The 23,147-nt window shown below is 71.7% G+C and carries 21 protein-coding genes; 9 read left to right on the top strand and 12 right to left on the bottom strand.

Translation table 11 applies throughout. The features are described from left to right. Positions 1-594: 594 nt before the first annotated feature. The 3 genes from OG878_RS18105 to OG878_RS18095 are packed head-to-tail and all read right to left on the bottom strand — an operon-like array spanning position 595 to position 3,535. Entirely contained in the window at positions 595-1,455 is an 861-nt protein-coding gene (locus OG878_RS18105; RefSeq protein ID WP_328887749.1) for an ABC transporter ATP-binding protein, read from the bottom strand. Next, the gene (locus OG878_RS18100; RefSeq protein WP_328887748.1) at positions 1,452-2,528 is read right to left on the bottom strand and encodes a FecCD family ABC transporter permease; all 1,077 of its coding nucleotides are present in this window, start codon (positions 2,526-2,528) and stop codon (positions 1,452-1,454) included. Before OG878_RS18100 ends, OG878_RS18105 begins: the two co-directional genes overlap by 4 nt. Then, complete coding sequence (locus OG878_RS18095) at positions 2,525-3,535, bottom strand: FecCD family ABC transporter permease (protein ID WP_328887747.1); 1,011 nt, start codon at positions 3,533-3,535, stop codon at positions 2,525-2,527. The genes OG878_RS18100 and OG878_RS18095 overlap by 4 nt, the downstream gene beginning before the upstream one ends. A gap of 136 nt (positions 3,536-3,671) precedes the next feature. Between OG878_RS18095 and OG878_RS18090 the strand changes: the two genes are divergently transcribed. Next, the gene (locus OG878_RS18090) at positions 3,672-4,298 is read left to right on the top strand and encodes an HAD family hydrolase (protein WP_443049126.1); all 627 of its coding nucleotides are present in this window, start codon (positions 3,672-3,674) and stop codon (positions 4,296-4,298) included. A 37-nt stretch (positions 4,299-4,335) separates the two neighbouring features. Here the strand turns inward: OG878_RS18090 and OG878_RS18085 are convergent, their stop codons facing one another. Beyond that, positions 4,336-4,572, bottom strand: a complete 237-nt coding sequence (locus OG878_RS18085) for a hypothetical protein (protein WP_328887745.1) — start codon at positions 4,570-4,572, stop codon at positions 4,336-4,338. A 197-nt stretch (positions 4,573-4,769) separates the two neighbouring features. Here OG878_RS18085 and OG878_RS18080 point away from each other — a divergent pair, with 197 nt between their 5' ends. Further along, positions 4,770-5,153, top strand: coding sequence for a cold-shock protein (locus OG878_RS18080; protein WP_037692759.1), 384 nt, complete (start codon positions 4,770-4,772; stop codon positions 5,151-5,153). Between the two features lie 198 nt (positions 5,154-5,351). Here the strand turns inward: OG878_RS18080 and OG878_RS18075 are convergent, their stop codons facing one another. The 4 genes from OG878_RS18075 to OG878_RS18060 are packed head-to-tail and all read right to left on the bottom strand — an operon-like array spanning position 5,352 to position 8,899. Beyond that, a complete protein-coding gene (locus tag OG878_RS18075; protein ID WP_328887744.1) occupies positions 5,352-6,227 on the bottom strand; it encodes a 1,4-dihydroxy-6-naphthoate synthase in 876 nt (291 codons plus the stop codon). Then, complete coding sequence (locus OG878_RS18070) at positions 6,202-6,927, bottom strand: futalosine hydrolase (protein ID WP_328887743.1); 726 nt, start codon at positions 6,925-6,927, stop codon at positions 6,202-6,204. The genes OG878_RS18075 and OG878_RS18070 overlap by 26 nt, the downstream gene beginning before the upstream one ends. A 28-nt stretch (positions 6,928-6,955) precedes the next feature. Further along, the gene (locus OG878_RS18065; RefSeq protein WP_328887742.1) at positions 6,956-7,435 is read right to left on the bottom strand and encodes a DUF2771 domain-containing protein; all 480 of its coding nucleotides are present in this window, start codon (positions 7,433-7,435) and stop codon (positions 6,956-6,958) included. A 27-nt stretch (positions 7,436-7,462) separates the two neighbouring features. Next, positions 7,463-8,899, bottom strand: a complete 1,437-nt coding sequence (locus OG878_RS18060) for an MFS transporter (RefSeq protein WP_328887741.1) — start codon at positions 8,897-8,899, stop codon at positions 7,463-7,465. A 441-nt stretch (positions 8,900-9,340) separates the two neighbouring features. On the opposite strand from OG878_RS18060, the gene OG878_RS18055 reads away from it, so the two are divergent. Together OG878_RS18055 and OG878_RS18050 are read left to right on the top strand one after the other, a co-directional pair. Beyond that, positions 9,341-10,276, top strand: coding sequence for a DUF3027 domain-containing protein (locus OG878_RS18055; RefSeq protein ID WP_328887740.1), 936 nt, complete (start codon positions 9,341-9,343; stop codon positions 10,274-10,276). 349 nt (positions 10,277-10,625) lie between these two features. After that, positions 10,626-13,838 (top strand): sacsin N-terminal ATP-binding-like domain-containing protein, encoded by a 3,213-nt coding sequence (locus OG878_RS18050; RefSeq protein ID WP_328887739.1) that lies wholly within the window; start codon positions 10,626-10,628, stop codon positions 13,836-13,838. A 37-nt stretch (positions 13,839-13,875) separates the two neighbouring features. Here OG878_RS18050 and OG878_RS18045 read toward each other — a convergent pair whose 3' ends face one another. Then, on the bottom strand, positions 13,876-16,344 hold the full coding sequence (locus OG878_RS18045) for an HAD-IC family P-type ATPase (RefSeq protein WP_328887738.1): 2,469 nt from the start codon (positions 16,342-16,344) through the stop codon (positions 13,876-13,878). Positions 16,345-16,527: 183 nt separating this feature from the next. After that, positions 16,528-16,812: a DUF2530 domain-containing protein gene (locus OG878_RS18040; RefSeq protein ID WP_328887737.1), complete on the bottom strand. Its 285-nt coding sequence runs from the start codon at positions 16,810-16,812 to the stop codon at positions 16,528-16,530. A 187-nt stretch (positions 16,813-16,999) separates the two neighbouring features. On the opposite strand from OG878_RS18040, the gene OG878_RS18035 reads away from it, so the two are divergent. After that, the gene (locus OG878_RS18035; protein WP_328887736.1) at positions 17,000-18,457 is read left to right on the top strand and encodes an NCS2 family permease; all 1,458 of its coding nucleotides are present in this window, start codon (positions 17,000-17,002) and stop codon (positions 18,455-18,457) included. A gap of 4 nt (positions 18,458-18,461) precedes the next feature. Here the strand turns inward: OG878_RS18035 and OG878_RS18030 are convergent, their stop codons facing one another. Continuing rightward, a complete protein-coding gene (locus OG878_RS18030) occupies positions 18,462-18,695 on the bottom strand; it encodes a hypothetical protein (RefSeq protein ID WP_328887735.1) in 234 nt (77 codons plus the stop codon). A 135-nt stretch (positions 18,696-18,830) separates the two neighbouring features. On the opposite strand from OG878_RS18030, the gene OG878_RS18025 reads away from it, so the two are divergent. The 3 genes from OG878_RS18025 to thpR all read left to right on the top strand — a co-directional run bounded on the left by OG878_RS18025 (position 18,831) and on the right by thpR (position 21,544). Continuing rightward, entirely contained in the window at positions 18,831-19,271 is a 441-nt protein-coding gene (locus OG878_RS18025) for a MarR family winged helix-turn-helix transcriptional regulator (protein WP_277327667.1), read from the top strand. Positions 19,272-19,368: 97 nt separating this feature from the next. Then, positions 19,369-20,706 (top strand): MFS transporter, encoded by a 1,338-nt coding sequence (locus OG878_RS18020; protein ID WP_328887734.1) that lies wholly within the window; start codon positions 19,369-19,371, stop codon positions 20,704-20,706. 274 nt (positions 20,707-20,980) lie between these two features. Then, the gene (thpR, locus tag OG878_RS18015; RefSeq protein WP_328891286.1) at positions 20,981-21,544 is read left to right on the top strand and encodes an RNA 2',3'-cyclic phosphodiesterase; all 564 of its coding nucleotides are present in this window, start codon (positions 20,981-20,983) and stop codon (positions 21,542-21,544) included. 132 nt (positions 21,545-21,676) lie between these two features. On the opposite strand, the gene OG878_RS18010 is transcribed toward thpR, so the two are convergent. Continuing rightward, positions 21,677-22,456, bottom strand: coding sequence for an alpha/beta fold hydrolase (locus OG878_RS18010; RefSeq protein ID WP_328887733.1), 780 nt, complete (start codon positions 22,454-22,456; stop codon positions 21,677-21,679). A gap of 93 nt (positions 22,457-22,549) precedes the next feature. Between OG878_RS18010 and OG878_RS18005 the strand changes: the two genes are divergently transcribed. After that, the gene (locus OG878_RS18005; RefSeq protein ID WP_328887732.1) at positions 22,550-23,083 is read left to right on the top strand and encodes a PadR family transcriptional regulator; all 534 of its coding nucleotides are present in this window, start codon (positions 22,550-22,552) and stop codon (positions 23,081-23,083) included. Positions 23,084-23,147: the final 64 nt, after the last annotated feature.

Genomic DNA, 23,147 nt, shown 5'->3' with positions numbered 1-23,147 from the left:
CAAGGGCCTGGGGCACCTCGACGGGCTGGGTGCGATGCCCGGCAACGGGGTGGGCCCGCCCCTGCCCGGTGGTGGGGTGGGTGGTGCCCCTCCGGGGCGTCTCCTCGGGACTGGCGCGGAAGCCGGCAACGCGGACGAGCCCGGCAGGTGCGCCGGCCCCTGCGGGGACTCCCCTGCACGGCCCCACCCGCGCATCACCCGCGTCTGCACCCCGGTGGTCGTGACTGGAAGGCCCACCCGCCCGCAGGCGCGCGACGGCCGGTCCGGGGACGTGCAGGGGGGTCCCCCGCAGGACGACGAACAAGGACCCGGGCTCCCCCGACGACGAACCCGAACGTTCGTCGTTTGAGGAGACACCCCGGAGGGGCCCCGGACCACCACCCACCGGACCAAGGCGACGGCAAGCTCCCGACCCGGGGGCGGACACCTCAAGCCCGTCCGGCGATTGAGGACGGAACCCCCACCCCGGAGGGGCCCCGGACACCACCCACCCGACAAGGCGACCGCACCCTCAGGGACCAGACGCACACATCAAGCCCGTCGAGGGGGGACCTGTGCCCTTGAGCCCACGGGGGAGATCGAGGAAGGAGCCGGTCACCCCGGACCGGGGGACCAAGGGGCGCCCGGTACCACCAGGGGGGAACCCGTCACCGGGTCCGGGACGATCACTGCGTCCAGGCCGAACACCTCGCGTACGAGCTCGGCCGTGACGACGTCCCCCGGCCGGCCCTCCGCGACGATCCGGCCCGCCCTCATCGCGACCAGATGGTCCGCGTACCGCGCGGCCTGGTTCAGGTCGTGGAGCACCGTGACGACGGTCCGGCCGCGGGTGCCGTCCGCCGCCGGTGCAGCCAGCTGACGCACCAGGTCGAGGACCTCCACCTGGTGCGCGATGTCGAGGTACGTGGTCGGCTCGTCGAGGAGCAGCAGGTCCGTCTCCTGAGCCAGCGCCATCGCGATCCAGACCCGCTGCCGCTGCCCGCCCGACAGTTCGTCGACGGACCGGTCGCCGAGCGTCGTGATGTCCGTACGGTCCATCGCGTCGGTGACGGCCCGCTCGTCCTCCTCCGACCACTGCTGCCACCAGTGCTGATGCGGCTGGCGGCCGCGTGCGACGAGGTCGGAGACGGTGATCGCCTCGGGCGCGACCGGGGTCTGCGGCAGCAGCCCTATCGACTGGGCGATCTTCCTGGTGGGGATCCGGGACAGCTCCGTGCCGTCGAGGAGCACGGCTCCGCCGCGCGGCTTGAGCAACCGGCCGAGCGCCCGCAGGGTGGTCGACTTGCCGCACGCGTTCGGGCCGACGATGACCGTCACCCGGCCGTCGGGAACGGTGAGGTCCAGCTCGTGCACGACCGTGCGGTCCTCGTAGGCAAGAGTCAGGCCGCGTGCGGTGAGCCGGCCGGCCGTCTCCTCGGTGACGGCGACGGCATCGGACGTACGGGTCGGGCTCATGCCTTGCCTCCCTTGCGGCCACCGTGACCGCGGATGATCAGCCAGATCAGATACGGGGCGCCGACCGCCGCCGTCAGGACGCCCACCGGCAGCTCGGTGGGCGAGAAGAGTTTGCGGGCCAGCAGATCGGCGAAGACGACGATCACCGCGCCGAGCAGCGCCGAGCACAGCAGCGGGATCTGCGAGGTGCGCGTCATACGGCGGGCGATCTGCGGGGCGAGCAGGGCCACGAAGTCGACCGGCCCGGCCGTCCCCGTCGCCACGGACGCCAGGATCACGCCGAGCGCGACGAGGCCCAGGCGTACCCGGCCCAGCCGGACGCCGAGCGCGGTCGCGGTGTCGTCGTCCATGGTCACGGTCCGCTGCGCACGCGCTGCCCACAGGACTGCCGGTGCGAGCACCAGCAGCGTCCAGCCGATCGGGGCCACCTCGCTCCAGCCGCGGCCGTTCAGCGAGCCCGTCATCCAGATCTGCGCCTGCTGGGCGACCAGGTAGTCGCCCTTCGTCAGGAACAGGGTGGTGACGGACCGCAGCGCGATGGCGAAGCCGATGCCGATGAGGACGAACCGGGTGGCGTGCAGTCCGCCGCGCCATGCGAAGACGTACACGAGCGCCGCCGCCGCGATCCCGCCGATGACCGACAGGTACGGCAGCACGGTGTACGAGGTGACGCCGAACGTCATCGCGCCGACCGTGAGCGCGCCCGCGCCCTGGCTGATGCCGATGATGTCGGGGCTGGCCAGCGGATTGCGGGCCACCGTCTGGATCAGCGCACCGGCGATGCCGAACGCCGTGCCGACGAGCAGCCCGACGACCATGCGCGGCAGCCGCAGCGTTCCGACGACCAGTTCGTTCTGCGACGGCTGCCCGAGGATCACCTTCACGACCTCGGACGGCGCGACGAAGCTCTCGCCGACACAGAGGTACGCGACACAGACGGCCGCCAGCAGGACGACGAGGACCGCCGCGGCGACGGCCGCCCGCCTGTGCAGCAGGAACCGCCCGCGCGTCCCGATCCGTACGACGCTGTACCCGGCGGGCCGGACCCGGGTCCGGGTGAGGGTGCCGCTCATGCCGGGACCGCCTTCCGACGTACCAGCGTGACCAGGAACGGCACCCCGATCAGCGCCGTCATCACGCCCGCCGGGACCTCGCTCGGCGGGAAGACGATGCGGCCGATGACATCCGAGACGAGGAGCATCACGGGGCCGATCAGCGCCGCCATCGGCAGCAGCCACCGGTGGTCGCTGCCGACGATCGCGCGGGCGATGTGCGGGACGGCCAGCCCGATGAACGCGATCGGTCCGGCCGCGGCCACCCCGACGCCGGTCAGCACGGTGGCACCGATGCCGCCGACGATCCGTACCGTCGCGACCTTCTGCCCCAGGCCCTTCGCGACGTCCTCGCCCAGTGCCAGCGCATCGAGACCGCGTGCCACGGACAGCACGAGCACCGTGCCCACCAGCAGGAACGGCCAGATCTGCTGTGCCACCTCGGCCTCGCGCCCGCCGATCGAACCGACCTGCCAGAAGCGGAACTCGTCGAGCGCGGACGCCTTCGTCGTCAGCACCGCCATCGTCACCGACACCAGCAGCGCATTGATCGCGGCGCCGCCCAGCGCGAGCTTCACCGGCGTGGCACCGCCGCGCCCGCGCGAGGCGATCGCGTACACCGCGACGGACGCGAGGGCGGCGCCCACGAACGCGAACCAGACGTACCCGGTGAGCGTGTGGACACCGGCGAAGGCGATGGCCAGCACCACGCCGACCGAGGCGCCCTGGCTGATGCCGAGGATGCCGGGGTCGGCGATGGGGTTGCGGGTGATGCCCTGGAGCACCGTGCCCGCGAGGGCGAGCGCCGCACCGACCATCAGCCCGATCAGGGTGCGCGGCACCCGCAGTTGGCGGATCACTTCGGCGGCGTCGGAGTGCCCGCCGTGCAGCAGGGCGTCGAGCACCGCGGACGGCGGGATGGTGCGCGCGCCCACGGCAAGGCTGAGCAGGACGGCCACCAGCAGCGCGAGGACGGCCGTCGCCGTCGCGAGAGCGCGTCTGTGGCGGCGAGGTGCGGCGGCTGGCATCGGACCCAATCGGCGAGCTGGACGGCCTGGCGGTGCAGCCCCCCATGGTCGGGCGCAGCCAGGTAAGGCTTGGCTTAGTCTAGGCGGGGGCCGCCGGGACCCGAAGGGCGAGGGGCGGATCCGCGGGCTCGGCACAATGGGGACCATGGCTTCGCACCCGCTGACGGTCGGCTTCGACCTCGATATGACGCTCATCGATTCCCGGCCCGGCATCAAGGCCGCCTACCAGGCGCTTTCCGCCGAGACGGGGACGCGCATCGACGCCGACCTGGTCGTGAGCAGGCTCGGCCCGCCGGTGGAGGACGAGCTGGCGAACTGGTTCCCGGCGGATGTCGTGGCCGCCACGGCCGACCGTTACCGCGAGATCTATCCCACACACGCCATCATCCCGACCCCGGCGCTGCCCGGCGCCCGGGAGTCCATAGCCGCGATCCGCGAACGGGGCGGCCGGACGGTCGTCGTCACCGCGAAGCACGAGCCGAACGCCCGGCTCCACCTGGCGCACCTCGGGATCGAGGCCGACGAGATCGTCGGCGGCCTGTGGGCGGAGGGGAAGGCGCGGGCGCTGCGCGAGCACGGCGCCCAGGTGTACGTCGGCGACCACACCGGGGACGTACGCGGTGCCCGGCGGGCCGAGGCGCTGTCGGTGGGGGTCACGACGGGCCCGTGCGACGCGGACGAACTGAGGGCGGCGGGCGCGGATGTGATCCTGCGGGACCTGACCGAGTTCCCGGCGTGGCTGGGCGGCTACCGGGCCGGATAGGGGACCCGCGGGCGGTCGCGCCCTCCCGCGCGGCGCTCTACCGGGCGGCGTTCCGCTTCGGGGACGCCGCCCACACCGACCGCACCACACCCGCTGCCGCGATCAGGAACCCCACCCCCATCAGCATGCACACTGCATACGCGAAGGACGGGAACGGGTCGGTCCCGAGGAACAGCGGGGCCACCGTGACGAGTGTGGCCAGTGCCCCGATGAAGAAGAGGATCGCGCCGACCCGGACGAGCCGGTCGCCTGCGCCGGAAGGTGTAGTACTCACTGCGCCAGGGTAGTTCCCGCGCCGGACGATCCCCCCTTCACCCGGAGTGTGCCGTTTCTGGACACAGTCCGGATGACCAGGCTTGACGAGGGGTACTGCACCTGTGGAGGCTTCTGCCAGCAGGGGAGCACGACCATGGTCCGGCCTGACCTGCTGAGGCTTGGTTCCGGCTTACGGGTTGAGATGGGGTGCGTGCTTTGCCGACTGGCAAGGTCAAATGGTTCAACAGCGAGAAGGGCTTCGGTTTCCTTTCCCGCGACGACGGTGGCGACGTGTTCGTGCACTCGTCGGTGCTCCCTGACGGAGTCGACGCACTCAAGCCCGGCCAGCGTGTCGAATTCGGTGTCGTCGCAGGTCAGCGTGGAGATCAGGCGCTCTCGGTGGCGATCCTCGATCCGACGCCGTCCGTCGCGGCCGCGCAGCGCCGCAAACCGGACGAACTGGCATCGATCGTGCAGGATCTGACGACGCTGCTGGAGAACATCACACCGATGCTGGAGCGGGGCCGCTACCCCGACAAGGCGGCCGGCAAGCAGATCGGCGGCCTGCTGCGCGCAGTCGCCGACCAACTCGACGTCTAGTGCTGTGACCGGAAAGGTTCACCGGCTCGCGCCGCCCGGCACGGCACCTCGCCGCGTTGTCGCATCGCCCGAGTACATCCAGTACGCGGGCGATGCTCCGCCTTGCGATGCACCGCACCGGACGCCGCGAGCTTCCCGGCACACCTTTCCGGTCACAGCACCAGGGTCCTTCGTCACGAGGGGCCTTGGCCCTCGACGTCAGACGAACGACAGCGCGTCCGGGCCGAGGGGCGGTACCAGCCCCTCGGCCGCGGCGCGGGTCAGCAGTCCGCGGATCGCCGCGTAGCCGTTCTCGCCGAGGTCAGCGGTGAACTCGTTCACGTACAGCCCGATGTGCTGGTCGGCCACGGCCGGGTCCATCTCCTGGGCGTGCTCCAGCACGTACGGCCGCGACGCCTCCGGGTCGTCCCAGGCCATTCGTACCGACGTACGCACCGACTCGGCCAGTACCTTCAGCTTCTCCGCGCCCAGCGACCGCTTGGCGATGATGGCGCCCAGCGGGATCGGCAGACCGGTCGTCAGCTCCCAGTGCTCGCCCATGTCGGCAAGGCTGTGCAGCCCGTAGGTGCGGTACGTGAACCGCGCCTCGTGGATGACGAGTCCGGCGTCCACCTTCCCGTCCCGCACGGCCGGCATGATCTCGTCGAACGGCATGACGACGATCTCGCCGACGTCGCCCGGGACGACGTCCGCAGCCCAGAGCCGGAACAGCAGGTAGGCGGTCGACCGCTCGCTCGGCACGGCGACGGTCTTCCCCGTCAGATCCGTACCCGGCTCCTTCGTCAGGACGAGCGGCCCGCAGCCGCGTCCCAGCGCCCCGCCGCACGGCAGCAGCGCGTACTCCTCGAGGACCCAGGGCAGCACCGCGTACGACACCTTCAGCACGTCGAGTTCGCCGCGCTCGGCCATGCCGTTGGTGAGGTCGATGTCGGCGAACGTGACGTCGAGGGCGGGCGCGCCGGGTACCCGGCCGTGCGCCCAGGCGTCGAAGACGAACGTGTCGTTCGGGCACGGCGAGTACGCGATGCGCAGGGCGTCGCCGGTCGCGTCAGCGGTGCCGGTGGTGTCGGTCATGGTGGGTGGTCCAGCCTTCCAGTACGGGGGTGAGCTTCCCGAACGCCTCGGTGAGCGCGGCCAGCGCGTCGCCGATGCGCCAGGCGTCCCGGTCGCGTGGGCCGACCGCGTTCGAGACGGCCCGGATCTCCAGCACCGGTACGCCCAGCTGCTCGGCGGCCTCGGCGACCCCGAAGCCCTCCATGGCCTCGGCGGCGGCGTGCGGATGGGCGGTGCGCAGAGCGGCGGCGCGTTCGGCGCTGCCGGTCACCGTGGAGACGGTGAGGACGTCGCCGGCCAGTGCGCCGGTGGCGGTGGCCACGTCCCGTACCCGTGCGGGCGTTGGTACGAACCGGTCCCGCCCGAAACCGAGGGCGGTGACGGGCACGAATCCTTCGGGGGTCTCGGCGCCCAGATCGGCGGCGACGATCCCGCTCGCCACGACGAGGGAGCCGACGGGGGCGGCGGGCGCGAAGCCGCCGCCGATCCCGGCCGATACGACCAGACCGTACGGCTCCGCTCCTGCCCCGGCCCCCGAGGCCAGGGCGAAGGCGGCCGTGGCGGCCGCGGCGGCCGGTCCGGCGCCGCCCGCGACGACATCGACTGGGCCGGCGCGGTGCAGCTCGGCGCCGGGCACGTCGAGCACCTGCGGCCGGTCCGTGAACGCACGCGTGACCGCGTCCCGTTCCACCGGGACCGCGGTCACGACAAGTACACGCACGGGGAGAGGCTCCCAGGTCAGAAGGGGATCAGTCGGTCTTCTTGAGCTCGAAGTGCCAGATGCCCGTGAGCTTCTTGCCGTTGGTCTCGACGATGCTGATCTGTGTCTTGGTCGCGGTCTCGCCGGTCTGGCTGGAGAAGAAGGCGCTGCCCGGGATGGACCGGTAGGTCCTCTTGTACGGCTCCTGCTCGGCCTGCTGCCCGTTGATGAAGAGCGTCCAGCCGTTGTCGGCGATCTCCGGGTCGACGCCGAAGCGGACCTTGTCGTCCATCGCGACCTTGACGGACTTCTCCGCCTTCTTGTTCAGGCAGGCCTGCACCTGGGACGCCTTGATGGCGTCGCCGTCGTTGTAGCAGGTGGCCTCGGTGGACACCGACATGTCGCCGACCGTCACGGTGGCGAGCGGCGTCGGCTTGTCGCAGGCGGACAGGACGAGGAGTCCCGCGGACACGGCACCAAGAGCGACGCCGATTCGACGGCCCTTACCGGAGAAGAACGCAACGGTCATGGCCCGAAGGTTATCGGTCGCTTCCGTTCACGCCACGCGGGGGTGCGGCGAGCCGCGCCGCGCGGCGCTCAGCAGACCCCGTACGGACGCTGCCGCGCCCAGGGCGAGGATCCCCGCGGCGACCGACATCCCCAGTACGCCGTTGAGGGGGAGGGCGATGCCGATGCCGCCGCCGACCACCCAGGACATCTGCAGCAGGGTCTCGGACCGGGCGAACGCGGAGGTCCGTACCTCCTCGGGCACGTCGCGCTGGATCATCGCGTCCAGCGACAGTTTGGACAGGGCCTGGGTGAAGCCCGCCATTGCGCTGAGCGCGGCGACCATCAGGGTGGAGAAGAAGGCGGCGGCCAGGACGGCGACGCAGAGGGCCAGTCCCAGCACCGAGGCGATGATCACCTCGGGGCCGCGGGCGCGGAGCCAGGAGCCCATCGCCGTACCGAGGGCATTGCCGACACCGGCCGCGACGCCGACGATGCCGAGCGAGACGGCGGCGCTCTGCCCGGCCAGGGGGTGCTCGCGCAGCAGGAACGCCAGGAAGAAGATCAGGAAGCCGGAGAGGGCTCGGTGTGCGGCGTTGGCCTGGAGTCCGTGCAGGACGGACGGTCCGACGGTCCGCAGCCCGGGCCGTTTCTCCTTCTCCCCGGACCTCTTGCCGTTGACCTTGCCGGACTTGCCGTTTCTGCCGGTCGTGGACGGTGCCGGGCGGGCGGGCGGCTGATGGCCGTGGTGGTCGACCAGCCGGGCCCGGCGCTCACCCTTCGCCGAGTCGACCTTGGGGGGCAGCGTGAAGGCGAGAACGGTGCCGCCGATGAAGATCAGACACGCGCCGTACAGCGGCCAGCCGGGTCCGATGGTCTGCAGCCCGGCCCCGATCGGTGCCGCCACACCGGTGGCCAGCAGGCCGGCCAGCGTGACCCTGGAGTTGGCCTTCACCAGGGAGAAGCCGGGTGGCAGCAGGCGTGGGACGACCGCGCTGCGCACGACGCCGTACGCCTTCGAGGAGACCAGGACGCCGAGTGCCGCCGGATACAGCTCCAGGCCGCCGGTGGCGACCGCGCCCGACATGGTGAGCGCCAGCAGCGCCCGGGCCAGCATGGCGGCCGCCATCGCGGCGCGGCGGCCGTGCGGCAGGCGGTCCAGGAGCGGGCCGATGACGGGCGCGAGGAGGGTGAAGGGTGCCATCGTGATGGCGAGATAGAGGGCGACGCGTCCGCGGGCCTCGTCCGTCGGCACGGAGAAGAACACCGTCGAGGCGAGCGCGACCGTGATCATCACGTCGCCCGCGCCGTTCACGGCGTGCAGCTCGATCAGTTTGCCGAGCCCGGACTCCCCGGCGCCGTGGGCGTGGGTCGCCCTGCGGATGCCCTTCGCGGTGCCGGTGAACGGCGCGTGCAGGGCATGGCCGATCGTCCGGCCCGTCCTGCGGAGCGGGCCGGACCCGTCGTGCGACCTGGCGGAAGCCACTTCGTCATAGTGCCCCAGTCCCACCGGTAACGAACCGAGAACGGTGCGGGGCGCGGTGAGTGCCGCCCTGTCGGGTCAGTGGAGATCACCGGTACCCGCTCCTGGGCACCACCTCCGTGTCTCTCCCGGTGGCCGTCCGGTCCGTCCCCCGTGTCCGATCTGACACGGACACGGCAGTGGATACAGCGTCGTTTGGGACGGGCAGGTGGGCGGGGAGCGGCGGAGAGGGTAGCGTGCGTAGCGCGCCACCGGCGGTTGTTCTTGGCCGCGCGCCTCTCAGCGATCCCGCAGAATGGATGGCAGAAGGCGCGCCCGAGGCAGGCACAACGGGTGTGGACGTCGACGCGGCCCCCAGGTCCGCTCCGCCCGCAACCGTTGAGCCCGAAATCGATGGATCTGCTGGCGCGCTCGTGAGACGGCGTATGGAGAGAAGCGAGACCTGTGAGTGCTGCTACGACGCGAAGCCGTACTGCCCGTACCCCTGCCCCCGACCGCCTGTGTGCGGAGGCGGTAGACCTCGCACGCTCGGCGGCCGAGGAAGCCGCCGCGCCAGGAGTGGTCGGTGAGCATGTGGCGCTGGTCTCCGAAGGGGACCGGGTCGTCACGCACTACTTCGAGTGCAAGGAGCCCGGCTACCGGGGCTGGCGCTGGGCGGTGACGGTCGCCAGGGCCTCCCGTGCCAAGAACGTCACGCTCGACGAGGCCGTACTGCTGCCCGGTGCGGACGCGCTGCTCGCGCCGGAATGGGTGCCGTGGAGCGAGCGGCTGCGCCCCGGGGACATGGGGCCCGGCGATCTGCTGCCCACCGAGGCGGAGGATCTCCGGCTGGAGCCGGGGTACACCGGCGAGGACGAGCCGCCGCCGAACTCGGTGGTCTCCGAGATGTCGGAGGAGCTGGCCGACCTCGTCGACGCGGAGGACGCGGAGCTGACGACGCGCCCGGAGGCGACGGACCGCGGCTCGATCGCGGCGGTCGCCGAGGAACTCGGGATGCGGCGGGCGCGGGTGCTGTCCCGGTACGGGCTGCACGCGGCGGCCGACCGGTGGGACGAGGCGTTCGGCGCGAAGACGCCGATGGCTCAGGCGGCACCGGCGTCCTGCGACACATGTGCCTTCCTGATGCCGATCGCGGGATCGCTGCGGCAGGCGTTCGGAGTGTGCGCGAACGAGTTCAGCCCGGCGGACGGCCGGGTCGTCTCGCTGTCGTACGGGTGCGGTGGGCACTCGGAGGCCGCGGTGATGCCGAAGCCGCCGAAGCCGGCGCCGCATGCACTGGACACGATGCAGGTGGACGAGTACCTGCTGCGTCCGCCGCGGGACAGCGGGTCCGTTCCGGTGGAGACGGACGGGCCGTCGGAGGATCTCGGCCACTCCTGACGCTCCTGGCCGCCGGGGTCCGGGCGTGTGGCGCCCGGACGCCGTGGTGCGGGCGCCGCCCACGGTGGTGACCGCTCTGTATCGCGCGCCGGACGGGGTCCCGCATGGGCCGAGCCGGGTGCCGGGCGGAGGCCCGGCGCCGCGGGAGCGACCGGGGTGTCGCTGCGCCGGGGGACCTCGAGCCCGTCGAAAGTTCCCCCATCCCTTTCGGGCCGAGCGAGAGCGGGCTCGGCGCACCGGCTTTCCTCTCGCGGTACCTTCGGGCGCACACTGGCGGCACGGGTGCACCCGCACCCTCCGCCGCACAGGGATGACGCGTCACCGGACAGAGCGGAGTCAGAGCGTGGGCATGAATGCGACCGAGGGGGCCGATCCGTTCGGGACGGCACGGCTGCGGCGCGGGGTGCTCGATGCCTGGGGTGCCGGTCCCGCCCGGTTCCGGGAGGACGCCAACGCCGAGGAGGACCTCGCGCTCGGTGGTTACCGCGACCGCCTCGTCGTCGAGCTGGCCCAGAACGCCGCCGACGCCGCCGCCCGCGCCGGTGTACCCGGCCGCCTGCGCCTGACCCTGCACTCCGGCGACGCGGAGCACGCCGTCCTCGCCGCCGCCAACACCGGTGCCCCCCTCGACGCCACCGGCGTCGAATCGCTCAGCACGCTGCGGGCCTCCGCCAAGCGGGAGGGGCACGAGTCCGCCGTCGGCAGGTTCGGTGTCGGGTTCGCCGCCGTGCTCGCGGTCAGTGACGAGCCCGCCGTCGTCGGCCGGCACGGCGGTGTCCGCTGGTCCCTCGCCGAGGCCCGCGACCTTGCCCGGCAGGCCGCCGTCGGCAGCCCCGGCCTCGGTGACGAGCTGCGCCGCCGCGACGGACACGTGCCGCTGCTCCGGCTCCCGCTGCCCGCCGAGGGCACCGCACCGGACGGGTACGACACGGTCGTCGTTCTGCCGCTGCGCGACGGCGTCGCCGAGGACCTCGTCGGCCGGCTGCTCGCCGCCGTCGACGACGCGCTGCTCCTGACGCTGTCCGGCCTCGAAGAGATCGTCATCGACACCCCCGACGGGGTACGGACGCTGCGCCGCTCCCAGCACGGCCCGTACACGCATGTCGACGACTCCGCGTACGGCCGCAACCGCTGGCGTACGGTCGTGCACCACGGGCCGATCGAACCGGCCCTGCTCGCCGACCGCCCGCTGGAGGAACGGCTGCGCCCGCACTGGTCGGTGACCTGGGCGGTGCCCGTGGACGGGGAAGGGGCGCCGGTCTACCCCCGTACCGCCCCCGTCGTCCACGCCCCGACCCCCACCGACGAACCCCTCGGCGTCCCCGCCCTGTTCATCGCGACGCTGCCGCTGGACACCACCCGCCGCCACCCCGCTCCCGGCCCGCTCACCGACTTCCTCGTGCAGCGCGCGGCCGACGCGTACGCCGAACTGCTCGCCGGCTGGCAGCCGGTGAGTGTCGGCACGCTCGACCTGGTGCCCGGCCCGCTCGGCAAGAGCGAGCTGGACGGGGCGCTGCGCGGCGCGATCCTGCAACGGCTGCCGCGCGTCGCGTTCCTGGAACCCGCCGCCCCGCACGACCCCGCGGCCGAACCCGACAGGTGGGACGCCTGGGACGCGGAGACGGAGAGCGCCGGCGAGGCCGCCTCCGGTCTGCGGCCCATCGAGGCGGAGGTGCTGGAGGGGGTCGGCGCCGAGACCGTCCAGGTGCTCGCCGAGGTGCTGCCGTGCCTGCTGCCCGCGGGACTCGAGCGCCGCAGCGAGCTGCGGACGCTCGGGGTGGCGAGGGTGCCGCTGACCGAGGCCATCGACCGGCTCGCCGGTCTGGAGCGCGATCCCGCGTGGTGGCGGCGGCTGTACGACAGCCTGGCCGGCATGGACCCGGACCGGCTCTCCGGGCTGCCGGTGCCACTGGCCGGGACGGCGGAGACGACGCAGGCGGTGGACGGGACGGACGTCACCGCGGCCCCGCGCACCACGATCGGGCCCCGGCAGGTCCTGCTGCCCCTGCCCGACGCGCTCACCGGCTCCGTCCTCGACCGGCTGGCCCGGCTCGGGCTGAAGGTCGCACATCCGGACGCCGCCCACCCGCTCCTGGAGAAGCTGGGCGCCCTGCCCGCCACCCCGCGCGCCGTGCTGACGACCCCGCAGGTGCGGGCGGCCGTCGCCGCCTCGCTGGATGCGGGCGAGGTGTGGGACGAGGACGCGCTGGACGCCGAAGAGCTCGCGGAGACCGTTCTCACGCTCGTGCGGGACGCCGGCCTGGCACCCGGCGACGAGCCCTGGCTCGGTGCCCTGGCCCTCCCCGACGAGGACGGCGAACCCGCACCGGCCGGTGAACTCGTCCTGCCGGGCAGCCCGTTCGCGGGCATCATGCGCGAAGGCGAACTCGCGCTCTGCGACGAGGAACTGGCCGACCGCTGGGGCGAGCAGCCGTTGACCGCCTGCGGCGTGCTGGCCACCTTCGCGCTGGTCCGGGCCACCGATGTCGTCCTCGACCCGGACGAACTGGAGCCGCGTGAAGGGGACTTCGCCGAACCCGACGACGCGGGGCTGCTCGACGCCGTCGACGTGTGGTGCGAGGACGTCCTCGACCAGCTGCCGGACGCCGCTGTGCCGCCGGTCGCCACCGAACTCGTCGCCGTCCGTGACCTCGACCTCGTGGACGACGACGCCTGGCCGCAGGCGCTCGCCCTGCTCTCCCGGCCGCCGCTGCGCGACGCGCTGACCCAGCCGGTGCGGGTGCTCCTCCCGGACGGCACGACGCAGTCCGTGCGCCCGTACACCGCCTGGTGGCTGCGCGACCACCCGGTGCTCGACGGCCGCCGCCCGGCGGGACTGCGGGCGGCCGGCAGCGACCCGAGGCTGTCCGGACTGTACGACTCCGCGGACGCGACCGGCTTCGACGACGCCCAGGTGCTGCGCGCCCTCGGGGTACGCACCTCGGTCGCCGCACTCCTCGACGAGCCCGGCGGCGCGGCCGAACTCCTCGGGCGGCTCGCGGACGGGGACCGTCCGGTCGGCTCCGTGCAACTCCATGAGCTGTACACGGCTCTTGCCGATCTCGACCCCGAACAGGTCACGCTCCCCGACGAGCTGCGGGCCGTGGTCGACGGCGAGGTGAGGGTCGTCGACGCGGCGGACGCGGTGATCGCGGACGCTCCCGATCTGCTGCCGTTGACGGACAGCCTGCCGCTCCTGCCGGTGGCTCCCGCGCGTGCGGCGGAACTGGCCGAACTGTTCCAGGTGCGGCGGCTCGGTGAGACCGTCGAGGCGCAGGTGACGACCGAGGGCGAGGAGCACCGGGTGCCGGAGCCGGTACGGATCCTGCTCGGCGCCGGAACCCCCGACACGTACATCGAGCACGGCGAGCTCCGCGCGGGCGGCGTCGAACTGGACTGGCGCCGCACCCCGGACGGGGCCGTCCACGCGTCCACGCTGGAGGGTGTCGCGGCGGGCCTGGCCTGGGCAGCGGGCCAGTGGCCGCGCCGCTTCGAGGTCGCCGCACTGCTGGAGGACCCGTCCCGCACGGAGGAACTGGCCCGGGACCGCTGGTTCGACTGACGGGAGGGGCGGGCGGCCGAGGGGGTGAGCGGGCGGCCTACACCGGGAAGCGGCGGCTGACCAGGCGCCAGGTGAACTCCAGGGCGGTCGCCGCGGCCACCGCGATCGCCACCGCCGCCCACGGCATCACGGAACCCACCAGCTTCAGCGCGAAGAACTGCTGCAGCCACGGCACGATCAGCACGATCAGGAAGGCTCCGCCCATCGCCGCGACCAGCACGATCCGCCACCAGGTGTAGGGGCGGGCGATGATCGCGAGGACCCACATCGAGACCAGGAACAGCGTGAGCGTCGCCGCACTGGTCTCCGCGTCCAGCGAACCCGGCCCCGTGTAGTAGTGGCGGGCGATCAGATACGTCACGAACGTGGCGACGCCCGCGATGACGCCGGACGGCACCGAGTACCGCATGACTCTGCGGACGAAGTGCGGCCGGGCCCGCTCCTTGTTGGGCGCGAGGGCCAGGAAGAACGCCGGGACGCCGATCGTCAGCGTCGACAGCAGCGTCAGATGCCGGGGCAGGAACGGGTACTCGACCTGGAAGCAGACCACCAGGATCGCCAGCAGCACCGAATAGACGGTCTTCGTCAGGAACAGAGTGGCGACCCGGGTGATGTTGCCGATGACCCGGCGGCCCTCGGCGACCACCGACGGCAGGGTCGCGAAGCTGTTGTTGAGCAGCACGATCTGTGCCACCGCGCGCGTCGCCTCCGAGCCGGAGCCCATCGATACCCCGATGTCGGCGTCCTTGAGCGCCAGCACGTCGTTGACCCCGTCGCCCGTCATCGCGACCGTGTGGCCGCGGGACTGGAGGGCCGCGACCATCTCCCGCTTCTGCTGCGGGGTGACCCGGCCGAAGACCGTGTGCTCCTCCATGGCGGAGGCCATGTCGTCCGGATCGGCGGGCAGCCGGCGTGCGTCCATGGTGTGCTCGGCGCCGGGCAGGCCCAGCTTGCCCGCGACCGCGCCGACCGAGATGGCGTTGTCCCCGGAGATGACCTTCGTGGCGACCCGCTGGTCGGCGAAGTAGCGGAGCGTGTCCCCGGCGTCCGGCCGCAGCCGCTGCTCCAGGACGACCAGTGCGGTCGGTTCGGCCCCGGCGGCGCTCTGCGGCCCCTCCAGCTCCCCCTGTGCGCGGGCCAGCAGCAGGACCCGCAGCCCCTGCTCGTTGAGCTGCTCGATCTCGCCGAGCGAGGGGTCGTGGTCCGGCAGCAGCACATCGGGTGCGCCCAGCAGCCAGCTCGACGCCTTTCCGCTGCCCTCGTCGAACGCGGCGCCGCTGTACTTGCGCGCCGAGGAGAACGGCAGGGCCTCCGTGCAGCGCCACGCCTCCCCGTTCGGGGAGGGGTAGGCGTCGATGATCGCCTGCAGGCTGGCGTTGGGTCTCGGGTCGGACGCGCCGAGATTGGCCAGCACCTGGCGTACGTACGGGTCGTCCGCGCCGCCCAGCGGCCGCACCTCGGTCACGTCCATGCCGCCCTCGGTGAGCGTGCCGGTCTTGTCCAGGCAGACGACGTCCACCCGGGCGAGGCCCTCGATGGCGGGCAGCTCCTGCACCAGGCACTGCTTGCGGCCGAGCCGTACGACACCGATCGCGAAGGCGACCGAGGTGAGCAGGACCAGGCCCTCCGGGATCATCGGGACGATTCCGCCGACGGTCCGCGCGATGGAGTCCTTGAGGTCGGTGTTCTTGACGACGAGCTGGCTGATGATCAGGCCGATCGCGGTCGGCACCATCATCCAGGTGACGTACTTGAGGATCGTGCTGATGCCGCTGCGCAGCTCGGACTGGACGAGGGTGAAGCGGGACGCCTCCTCGGCGAGCCGTGCGGCGTAGGCCTCGCGGCCGACCTTGGTGGCGGAGAACGCGCCGCCGCCCGCGACGACGAAGCTGCCGGACATCACCGGGTCGCCGGGCAGTTTCAGTACGGGGTCGGCCTCGCCGGTGAGCAGCGACTCGTCGATCTCCAGGCTGTCGGCCTCGGCCACCGCGCCGTCCACGACGACCTTGTCACCGGGACCGAGCTCGACCAGATCGCCGAGGACGATCTCGGAGGTGGATATCTCGGAGGCGACCCCGTCGCGCCGGACCGTGGGTTTCGCCTCGCCGATGACGGCCAGGCCGTCGAGGGTCTTCTTGGCCCGCCACTCCTGGACGATGCCGATGCCGGTGTTGGCGATGATCACGTAGCCGAAGAGGCTGTCCTGGAACGGTGCGACGAACAGCATGATCAGCCAGAGCACGCCGATGATCAGGTTGAACCGGGTGAAGACATTGGCGCGGACGATCTCGCCGATGGACCGGGACGAGCGGACGGGTACGTCGTTGACCTCGCCGCGCGCGATCCGCTCGGAGACCTCGGCCGCGGTCAGCCCGCTGGTGCTCACGGCCGAAGCGGGCAGCCTCATCGGGTGGACCGGGTCGAGCTCGGATCCGGCGTCGATCGGGACCGGTCGGGGTCGGCCGGGTGTCTGACCCCCGGAGGAATTGAGTGCCCGCTGCGTCATGGTTCCGACGGTACGGGCGGAATGCCCGGTTCACCCGCCGGGGATCCGAGGATCGGACCGGAGGAGCAGGGGGGCGCGGCCCGGCGCGGCAGGAAGTCGGGTGGTCGTCCCTGGCGTTCGCTGCTCGTGCGCGTCAGGAACTCGCGCCGGTGAGCTCGAGCCGGCGTCTTGGGGCCGGTGGGGTCAGTGGCCGCCGCCGGTGGCGCCGGCCGTTCCGTCCTTCGCGGCCGCCGCCCGCTTCAGCGCCGCGTCGCGCCCCCGCACGTACCAGATGCCGATCAGCCCGAGCCCGCCACCGGCCAGGCACGTCCACACCCACCAGGTGTGCCCGTGGTCGTCGAACCAGCCGTAGAACGGCAGCTGTACGAGGAAGAGGACGAACCAGAGGATCGTTCCGCCGGTGATGGTGGCGACGACGGGCCCCTCCAGGGGCTCGGGTGCCTCGTGTGTCGGTGTCCACTTCGCCATGGGGTCAGTGTATGCGGCCCGTATCCGGAGGCCTTCGGGCCAGTCGGCCCAAGGGTCTACGCGCGGAGATAGCGATCTTCGGCTTATGTATTCATACTGAATCTGCTTACGGCTGTCTCGATTTATTCGTGCAAAAGTCCAAAGCTGACTATTTTTCTCCCCCCACTACGCACGACTGAGGTCATACATGTCCCCCTCGGCCACCGCTTCGGTCGACTCCAGGCAACCGGCGGCGCCGCAGCCGCACGGCGGCCTGGACCGTTTCTTCAAGATCTCCGAGCGGGGGTCGTCGGTCGCGCGCGAGATCCGCGGCGGCTTCGCCACGTTCTTCGCGATGGCGTACATCATCGTGCTGAACCCGATCATTCTCGGCAGCGCCAAGGACATGTACGGCCACCAGCTCGACAGCGGCCAGCTGGTCACCGCCACGGTGCTGACTGCCGCGTTCTCCACGCTCCTGATGGGTGTCATCGGCAATGTGCCGATCGCGCTGGCCGCCGGTCTCGGCGTCAACACCGTCGTCGCCCTGCAGCTCGCTCCCCGGATGAGCTGGCCGGACGCGATGGGCATGGTCGTCCTCGCGGGCATCGTCGTCATGCTGCTCGTCGCGACCGGGCTGCGCGAACGCGTCATGAACGCCGTACCGAAGTCGCTCCGCAAGGGCATCGCGATCGGTATCGGTCTCTTCATCCTGCTGATCGGCCTGGTCGACTCCGGCTTCGTCTCCCGCATCCCGGACGCCGCGCACACCACGGTGCCGCTTCAGCTCGGCATCGACGGCCACCTGAACGGCTGGCCGGTCCTCGTCTTCATCCTCGGTGCGCTGCTCACCCTCGCGCTGATCGTCCGCAAGGTGCCGGGCGCGATCCTGATCTCGATCGTCGCCATGACGGTCGTCGCGCTGGTCATCGACGCCATTGCCGACCTGCCGGCCGGGGCCTGGGGCCTGACCGTCCCGCAGTGGCCGGGCAACCCGGTCGCCGGCCCCGACTTCGGGCTGATCGGCCAGGTCAGCCTGTTCGGCGGCTTCAGCAAGGTGGGTCTGCTCACCGGCATCCTGTTCGTCTTCACCGTGCTGCTGTCCTGCTTCTTCGACGCGATGGGCACCATCCTCGGTGTCGGCGACGAGGCCAGGCTGATGGACAAGGACGGCAACTTCCCCGGCATCAACAAGGTGCTGTTCGTGGACGGCGTCGCGGTCGCCGCCGGCGGTGTGAGCTCCTCCTCGGCGTCCACCTGCTTCGTGGAGTCCACGGCGGGTGTCGGTGAGGGAGCCCGCACCGGCCTGGCGAGCGTGGTGACCGGTCTGCTGTTCACGGTGGCGCTGTTCCTTACGCCGCTGGCGACCATGGTTCCGTCGCAGGCCGCCACGCCGGCGCTGCTGGCGGTCGGCTTCCTGATCACCGCGGGGTCGGTCCGGGACATCGACTGGAGCGACTACACGCTCGCGATCCCGGCCTTCCTGGCCATGCTGATGATGCCGTTCACGTACTCGATCACCAACGGCATCGGCATCGGCTTCATCGCCTTCTGCGTGCTGCGCCTGGCGGCCGGCCGTGGGCGCGAGGTGCCGGTGGCCATGTACGTGGTGTCGGCGGTCTTCGTCTTCTACTACGCGATGCCGGCCCTCGGCCTGACGTCGTAACCCTTCACTCGTCACCCTCTGCGGGGCGGACGCCCGGGCCGATCAGTTCACCCGGTCCGTCCGCCCCGTAGAACTTCTCCGTCTCTTCCACGGCCGCCTTGAAGCGCTCGTCGAAGTCGTCGCGAATGAGCGTCCGGACGACATAGTCCTGGACGCTCATTCCGCGTCTGGCGGCGTGCTGCCGGAGCCGGTCGAGCAGCTCACCGTCTATCCGCAGGCTGAGCACTGTCGATCCCATGGCAAGCAGGGTTACGGCCTCCGAGGCCGCTTTGCGTCACTTTCCGGATCTCACTCACTCATTTGGGTGATCGATTCGCTACGAGTGCATCATCCGAGTGGTCCTTAGAGTAGGTAATGAGTTACTCTAATGAACATGCCTGACCTGATCCACGACGGCGAGAGTGCCGCCGCCGTGAGCTCCCTCCGCTCCGCCGTGATGCTGCTGGGCCGGCGCCTCAAGCACCAGCGCGTCGACGAGTCGCTGAGCCCCACCGAGATGTCGGTGCTCGGCACGCTCGCCCGTTGCGGTTCCGCCACCCCCGGTGAGCTGGCCCGCAGGGAGCATGTGCAGCCTCCGTCGATGACCCGTATCGTCGCGCTGCTCGAAGCCAAGGGACTGGTCAGACTGGAACCGCACCCCGATGACCGTCGCCAGAAGATGGTCAGCCAGACCGAGCAGGCCGAGGCCATGCTCGAGGAGAGCCGCTCCAAGCGGAACGCCTGGCTGGCCACCCTCGCCGAAGGCCTGGACGAGGACGAGTGGGAGACGCTGCGCAAGGCCGCGCCCGTGCTGGAGAAGCTCGCCCACCTGTAGCGGTACGGCGGTGGGCCGGGCGACCGCCGGTGCACCGCCTGTACGGCCGCATCCCCGTCAGTCCGCACGCAGCCCACGCCCGAGGAGGCGAACCCTTTTGAGTACGGGATCCGGAGCAGACTCCGCCCCCGCACCGACGTCCACCCACGAGAGCAAGACCGGCGGGACCTTCTCGTCGCTGAAGATCCGCAACTACCGCCTGTTCGCCACCGGCGCCGTGATCTCCAACACCGGTACCTGGATGTCCCGCATCACGCAGGACTGGCTCGTTCTGAGCCTCACCGGGTCCGCCACCGCCGTCGGTATCACCACGGCCCTCCAGTTCCTCCCCATGCTGCTCTTCGGCCTGTACGGCGGCGTCATCGCCGACCGCCTCCCGAAGCGCAGGCTCCTCCTCGTCAGCCAGACGGCGCTCGGACTGTGCGGAATCGCCCTCGCCGTCCTCACGCTCTCCGGCGCCGTCCAGGTGTGGCACGTCTATCTGATCGCCTTCCTGCTGGGCATGGTCACCGTGGTGGACAACCCGGCCCGCCAGTCCTTCGTCTCCGAGATGGTCGGCCCCGCCCAGCTGCGCAACGCGGTCAGCCTGAACTCGGCGAACTTCCAGTCCGCCCGGCTGATCGGCCCCGCCGTCGCCGGCGTCCTGATCACCACGGTCGGCAGCGGCTGGGCCTTCCTGTTCAACGGACTGTCCTTCGGCGCCCCGCTCGTCGGCCTGCTCCTGATGCGCACGAACGAACTCCACAAGGCCGTCGTGGTGCCGCGCGCCAAGGGGCAGCTGCGTGAGGGGCTGCGCTATGTCTCCGGCCGCCCCGAGCTGATCTGGCCGATCGTCCTCGTCGGCTTCATCGGCACGTTCGGCTTCAACTTCCCGATCTGGCTCACCGCCTTCGCCGACGAGATCTTCCGCGGCGGAGCCGGGATGTACTCGTTCTTCAACATACTCATGGCGGCCGGCTCGCTGGCCGGCGCTCTGCTCGCCGCCCGCCGCCGCTCCTCGCGGCTGCGGATGCTGGTGGCCGCGGGCACGGCGTTCGGTCTCCTGGAGATCATCGCGTCCATGTCGCCGTCGGTCTGGCTGTTCGCGATCCTGCTGCTCCCGATCGGCATGATCGGCCTGACCACCAACATCAGCGCGAACACGAGCGTCCAGATGGCCGCCGACCCGGCCATGCGCGGCCGGGTGATGAGCCTGTACATGATGGTCTTCGCCGGGGGTACGCCGGTGGGCGCCCCGATCGTGGGCTGGCTCAGCGACACGTACGGCGTACGTACCGCCATGGCGGTCGGTGGCACGTTCTCGATGCTCGCCGCGCTCGGCGTCGGGCTCATGCTGGCCCGCGCCGGCGGTCTGCGCCTCAAGGTCGACCTGCGACCGGGCCACCCGCACGTGCGGTTCGTCCCCCGCGAGCCGCAGCTGGCGACGGCGGCCTGAGGGCCATCCGTACGGAACGTGGCACGGCCCCGACCGGGGGACACCGGTCGGGGCCGTTTCGTGTGGCAGAGGGCGCTTCAGTCACGGGTGGGGCCTGTCGGTACGGAGGGCGGGGCCGGCGCGTCCTACGGCCGTCGCGATCCTGTCGGTGTCCACGACGGTCGTCGTGCCACTCCTCCCCGCTGTCGCACGGGCGCGGGCAGCCGCGCAGGACAACGATACGCACGGTGACCGGAACACTCCGGTCCGGTGCGACACTCGGCTCATGAGCCGCATGAGACTCTTCGTCGCCGTCCTGCCGCCCGCCTCCGCCATCGCGGAGCTCGGCCGGGCCGTCGCCCCGCTGCACAGCCTTCCCGGCGCCGACCGTATGCGCTGGACCGGCACCGACGCATGGCACTTCACGCTCGCCTTCCTCGGCGCCGTCGACGACGCGCTGCTGCCCGATCTGCGCGAGCGGCTGGAGCGCGCCGCCCGGCGCACCGAGCCGCTCCCGCTGCGCATCCACCGCGGCGGCCGGTTCGACGGCCATGTGCTGTGGGCCGGGGCGGCGGGCGACCTCGACACGCTGAGGCTCCTCGCCGAGCGTGCCGACGCCGCCGCCCGCCGCGCCGGCATCCCGATGGACGAGCACCGCCGCTACACCGCGCACCTCACCCTCGCCCGCAGCCGCACCGAGGCGGACCTGCACCCCTACGTGGATGCCTTGGACGCCTTCGAGGGCACACCGTGGGTGGTCGGCGAGGTCGCCCTCGTACGCAGCAATCTGCCGGTCGCCGGAGTGCCGGGGGAGCAGCCGCGGTACGAGGTGGTCGCCTCCTGGTCGCTGGGGCACTGAGGGGTGCGGTTACGCTCGATGGGTGGATCCGAAAACCAGAAACCGCATCATGGCCGTTGTGCTCGTACTGATGTTCGCCGTTGTCGCCGTGGCAGCCGCGGTCGGCAGCTGAGCCCCTGATCCCGGCTCCCGTCAGGCGAGCTCCAGTCCCCGCGCGGTTTCCTTCGCGAACGCCTCGGGGTTGTCCAGCATGATGTTGTGCCCGCACTCCGGGACCGCCACGACCCGCACCCCGCTCCTGACGAGCGCGTCCCCGCCGGGCAGCGGTCCGTCGGCCTCCGGCCGCAGGTAGGTGCGCGGGATCCTCAGCTCCAGCAGCAGCTCACGCATCGTCGGGGTCGTGCCGCGTGCGAGGTTCATCGCGCTGCGGTGCAGCGCCTCGCGGCCGCCGAGGCGCATGGTCGCCCACCAGTGGGGTCCCACCCGGTCGCGTATGTCCTTCCAGCCGCCGGCCAGGAACTCCTCCTCGGTGTAGGCGGCGATCCCGCTGGTGCCCGGCCGCGGCGGGGCCGGGGCGACCGGGTCCAGGTTGGCGTCGACCAGCACGAGCCGCGCCACCAGGTCCGGATGGCGTGCCGCGAGCACGATGGCCACCGCGCCGCCCATGCTGTGCGCGACGACGTCCGTGGCGCCGGCATCGGCGGCCCGGAGCGCGGCGGCGATCGCGTCGGCGTGCTCCTCGAGCGTGTAGCCGAACTCCGTGGGCCGGTCGCTGATGCCGAAGCCGAGCATGTCCATGAGCAGCGAGCGGTGCCCGGCGAGCAGCGGATGGACGGCGCTCGCGGTGAAGTACGGGCCGGACGAGGCCCCGAGGCCGTGCAGGAAGACCTGGGTGCGGGACGAGCCGGGGCCGCCGGGGAGCTCCACCCACCTGATGCGCGCACCGTCGGCCGTCACTTGAGCGTTCTGCATGAATCCTCCTTGCCGTGCACCGGACAAAGCATCGACACGACTATACATCGGTCTCGATGTATAGGGTGAGCGGAAATCGGAGAGGATACGCACATGCTGGAACTGGCCATCCTGGGATTTCTGTACGAGCAGCCGCTGCACGGCTATGAGCTGAAGCGTCGGGTCGCCCACCTCACCGGACACGTCCGCCCCATCGCGGACGGGACGCTCTATCCGGCGATCAAGCGCCTGGAGCGTGCCGGCTGGCTGGAGCGCCGGACCGAGCCGGGCAGCAGGGCCGCGCCCCGCCACATGCTGACGCTGACCGACGACGGGCGCGAGGAGCTGCGGCGCCGCCTGCGCGAGGCCGACGAGGTGGACATCAGCGACGAGAACCGCTGGTTCACCGTGCTCGCCTTCCTGCGCCACCTGGCGTCCCCGGCCGAGCAGGCCGCCGTGCTGCGGCGCAGGCTCGGCTTTCTGCAGGAGCCGAGCAGCTTCTTCTACGACTCCGACGGTGTGCGACCGCTCGGCGCCGAGGCGTTCGACGACCCGTTCCGCCAAGGGGTCCTCATGATCGCCCGGGCGACCAGCAAGGCGGAACTGAGCTGGCTCGGGGCGACGCTCGAGGACCTCGAGGCCCGCTGAGCCGCACTCCGGGACAGAAGCCGAACGGGCCGTCCGCCGTCCTCGCCCCCCGATGCGGGGACGG

The organism is Streptomyces sp. NBC_00316, from assembly GCF_036158715.1.
Taxonomy (GTDB): domain Bacteria; phylum Actinomycetota; class Actinomycetes; order Streptomycetales; family Streptomycetaceae; genus Streptomyces.
The sequence above is the reverse complement of the archived record's forward strand: the minus strand, read 5'-3'. Positions and strand labels throughout refer to the sequence as shown.

Excerpts from the sequence above, each read along its gene's own strand:
- OG878_RS18030 (WP_328887735.1), bottom strand. The coding sequence starts at position 18,695 with ATGGGATCGACAGTGCTCAGCCTGCGGATAGACGGTGAGCTGCTCGAC.
- OG878_RS18065 (WP_328887742.1), bottom strand. The coding sequence starts at position 7,435 with ATGACCGTTGCGTTCTTCTCCGGTAAGGGCCGTCGAATCGGCGTCGCT.
- OG878_RS18075 (WP_328887744.1), bottom strand. The coding sequence starts at position 6,227 with ATGACCGACACCACCGGCACCGCTGACGCGACCGGCGACGCCCTGCGC.
- OG878_RS18050 (WP_328887739.1), top strand. The coding sequence starts at position 10,626 with ATGAATGCGACCGAGGGGGCCGATCCGTTCGGGACGGCACGGCTGCGG.
- OG878_RS18095 (WP_328887747.1), bottom strand. The coding sequence starts at position 3,535 with ATGCCAGCCGCCGCACCTCGCCGCCACAGACGCGCTCTCGCGACGGCG.
- OG878_RS18040 (WP_328887737.1), bottom strand. The coding sequence starts at position 16,812 with ATGGCGAAGTGGACACCGACACACGAGGCACCCGAGCCCCTGGAGGGG.
- OG878_RS18100 (WP_328887748.1), bottom strand. The coding sequence starts at position 2,528 with ATGAGCGGCACCCTCACCCGGACCCGGGTCCGGCCCGCCGGGTACAGC.
- OG878_RS18025 (WP_277327667.1), top strand. The coding sequence starts at position 18,831 with ATGCCTGACCTGATCCACGACGGCGAGAGTGCCGCCGCCGTGAGCTCC.
- OG878_RS18105 (WP_328887749.1), bottom strand. The coding sequence starts at position 1,455 with ATGAGCCCGACCCGTACGTCCGATGCCGTCGCCGTCACCGAGGAGACG.
- OG878_RS18045 (WP_328887738.1), bottom strand. The coding sequence starts at position 16,344 with ATGACGCAGCGGGCACTCAATTCCTCCGGGGGTCAGACACCCGGCCGA.
- OG878_RS18005 (WP_328887732.1), top strand. The coding sequence starts at position 22,550 with ATGCTGGAACTGGCCATCCTGGGATTTCTGTACGAGCAGCCGCTGCAC.
- OG878_RS18090 (WP_443049126.1), top strand. The coding sequence starts at position 3,672 with ATGGGGACCATGGCTTCGCACCCGCTGACGGTCGGCTTCGACCTCGAT.
- thpR (WP_328891286.1), top strand. The coding sequence starts at position 20,981 with ATGAGACTCTTCGTCGCCGTCCTGCCGCCCGCCTCCGCCATCGCGGAG.
- OG878_RS18035 (WP_328887736.1), top strand. The coding sequence starts at position 17,000 with ATGTCCCCCTCGGCCACCGCTTCGGTCGACTCCAGGCAACCGGCGGCG.
- OG878_RS18010 (WP_328887733.1), bottom strand. The coding sequence starts at position 22,456 with ATGCAGAACGCTCAAGTGACGGCCGACGGTGCGCGCATCAGGTGGGTG.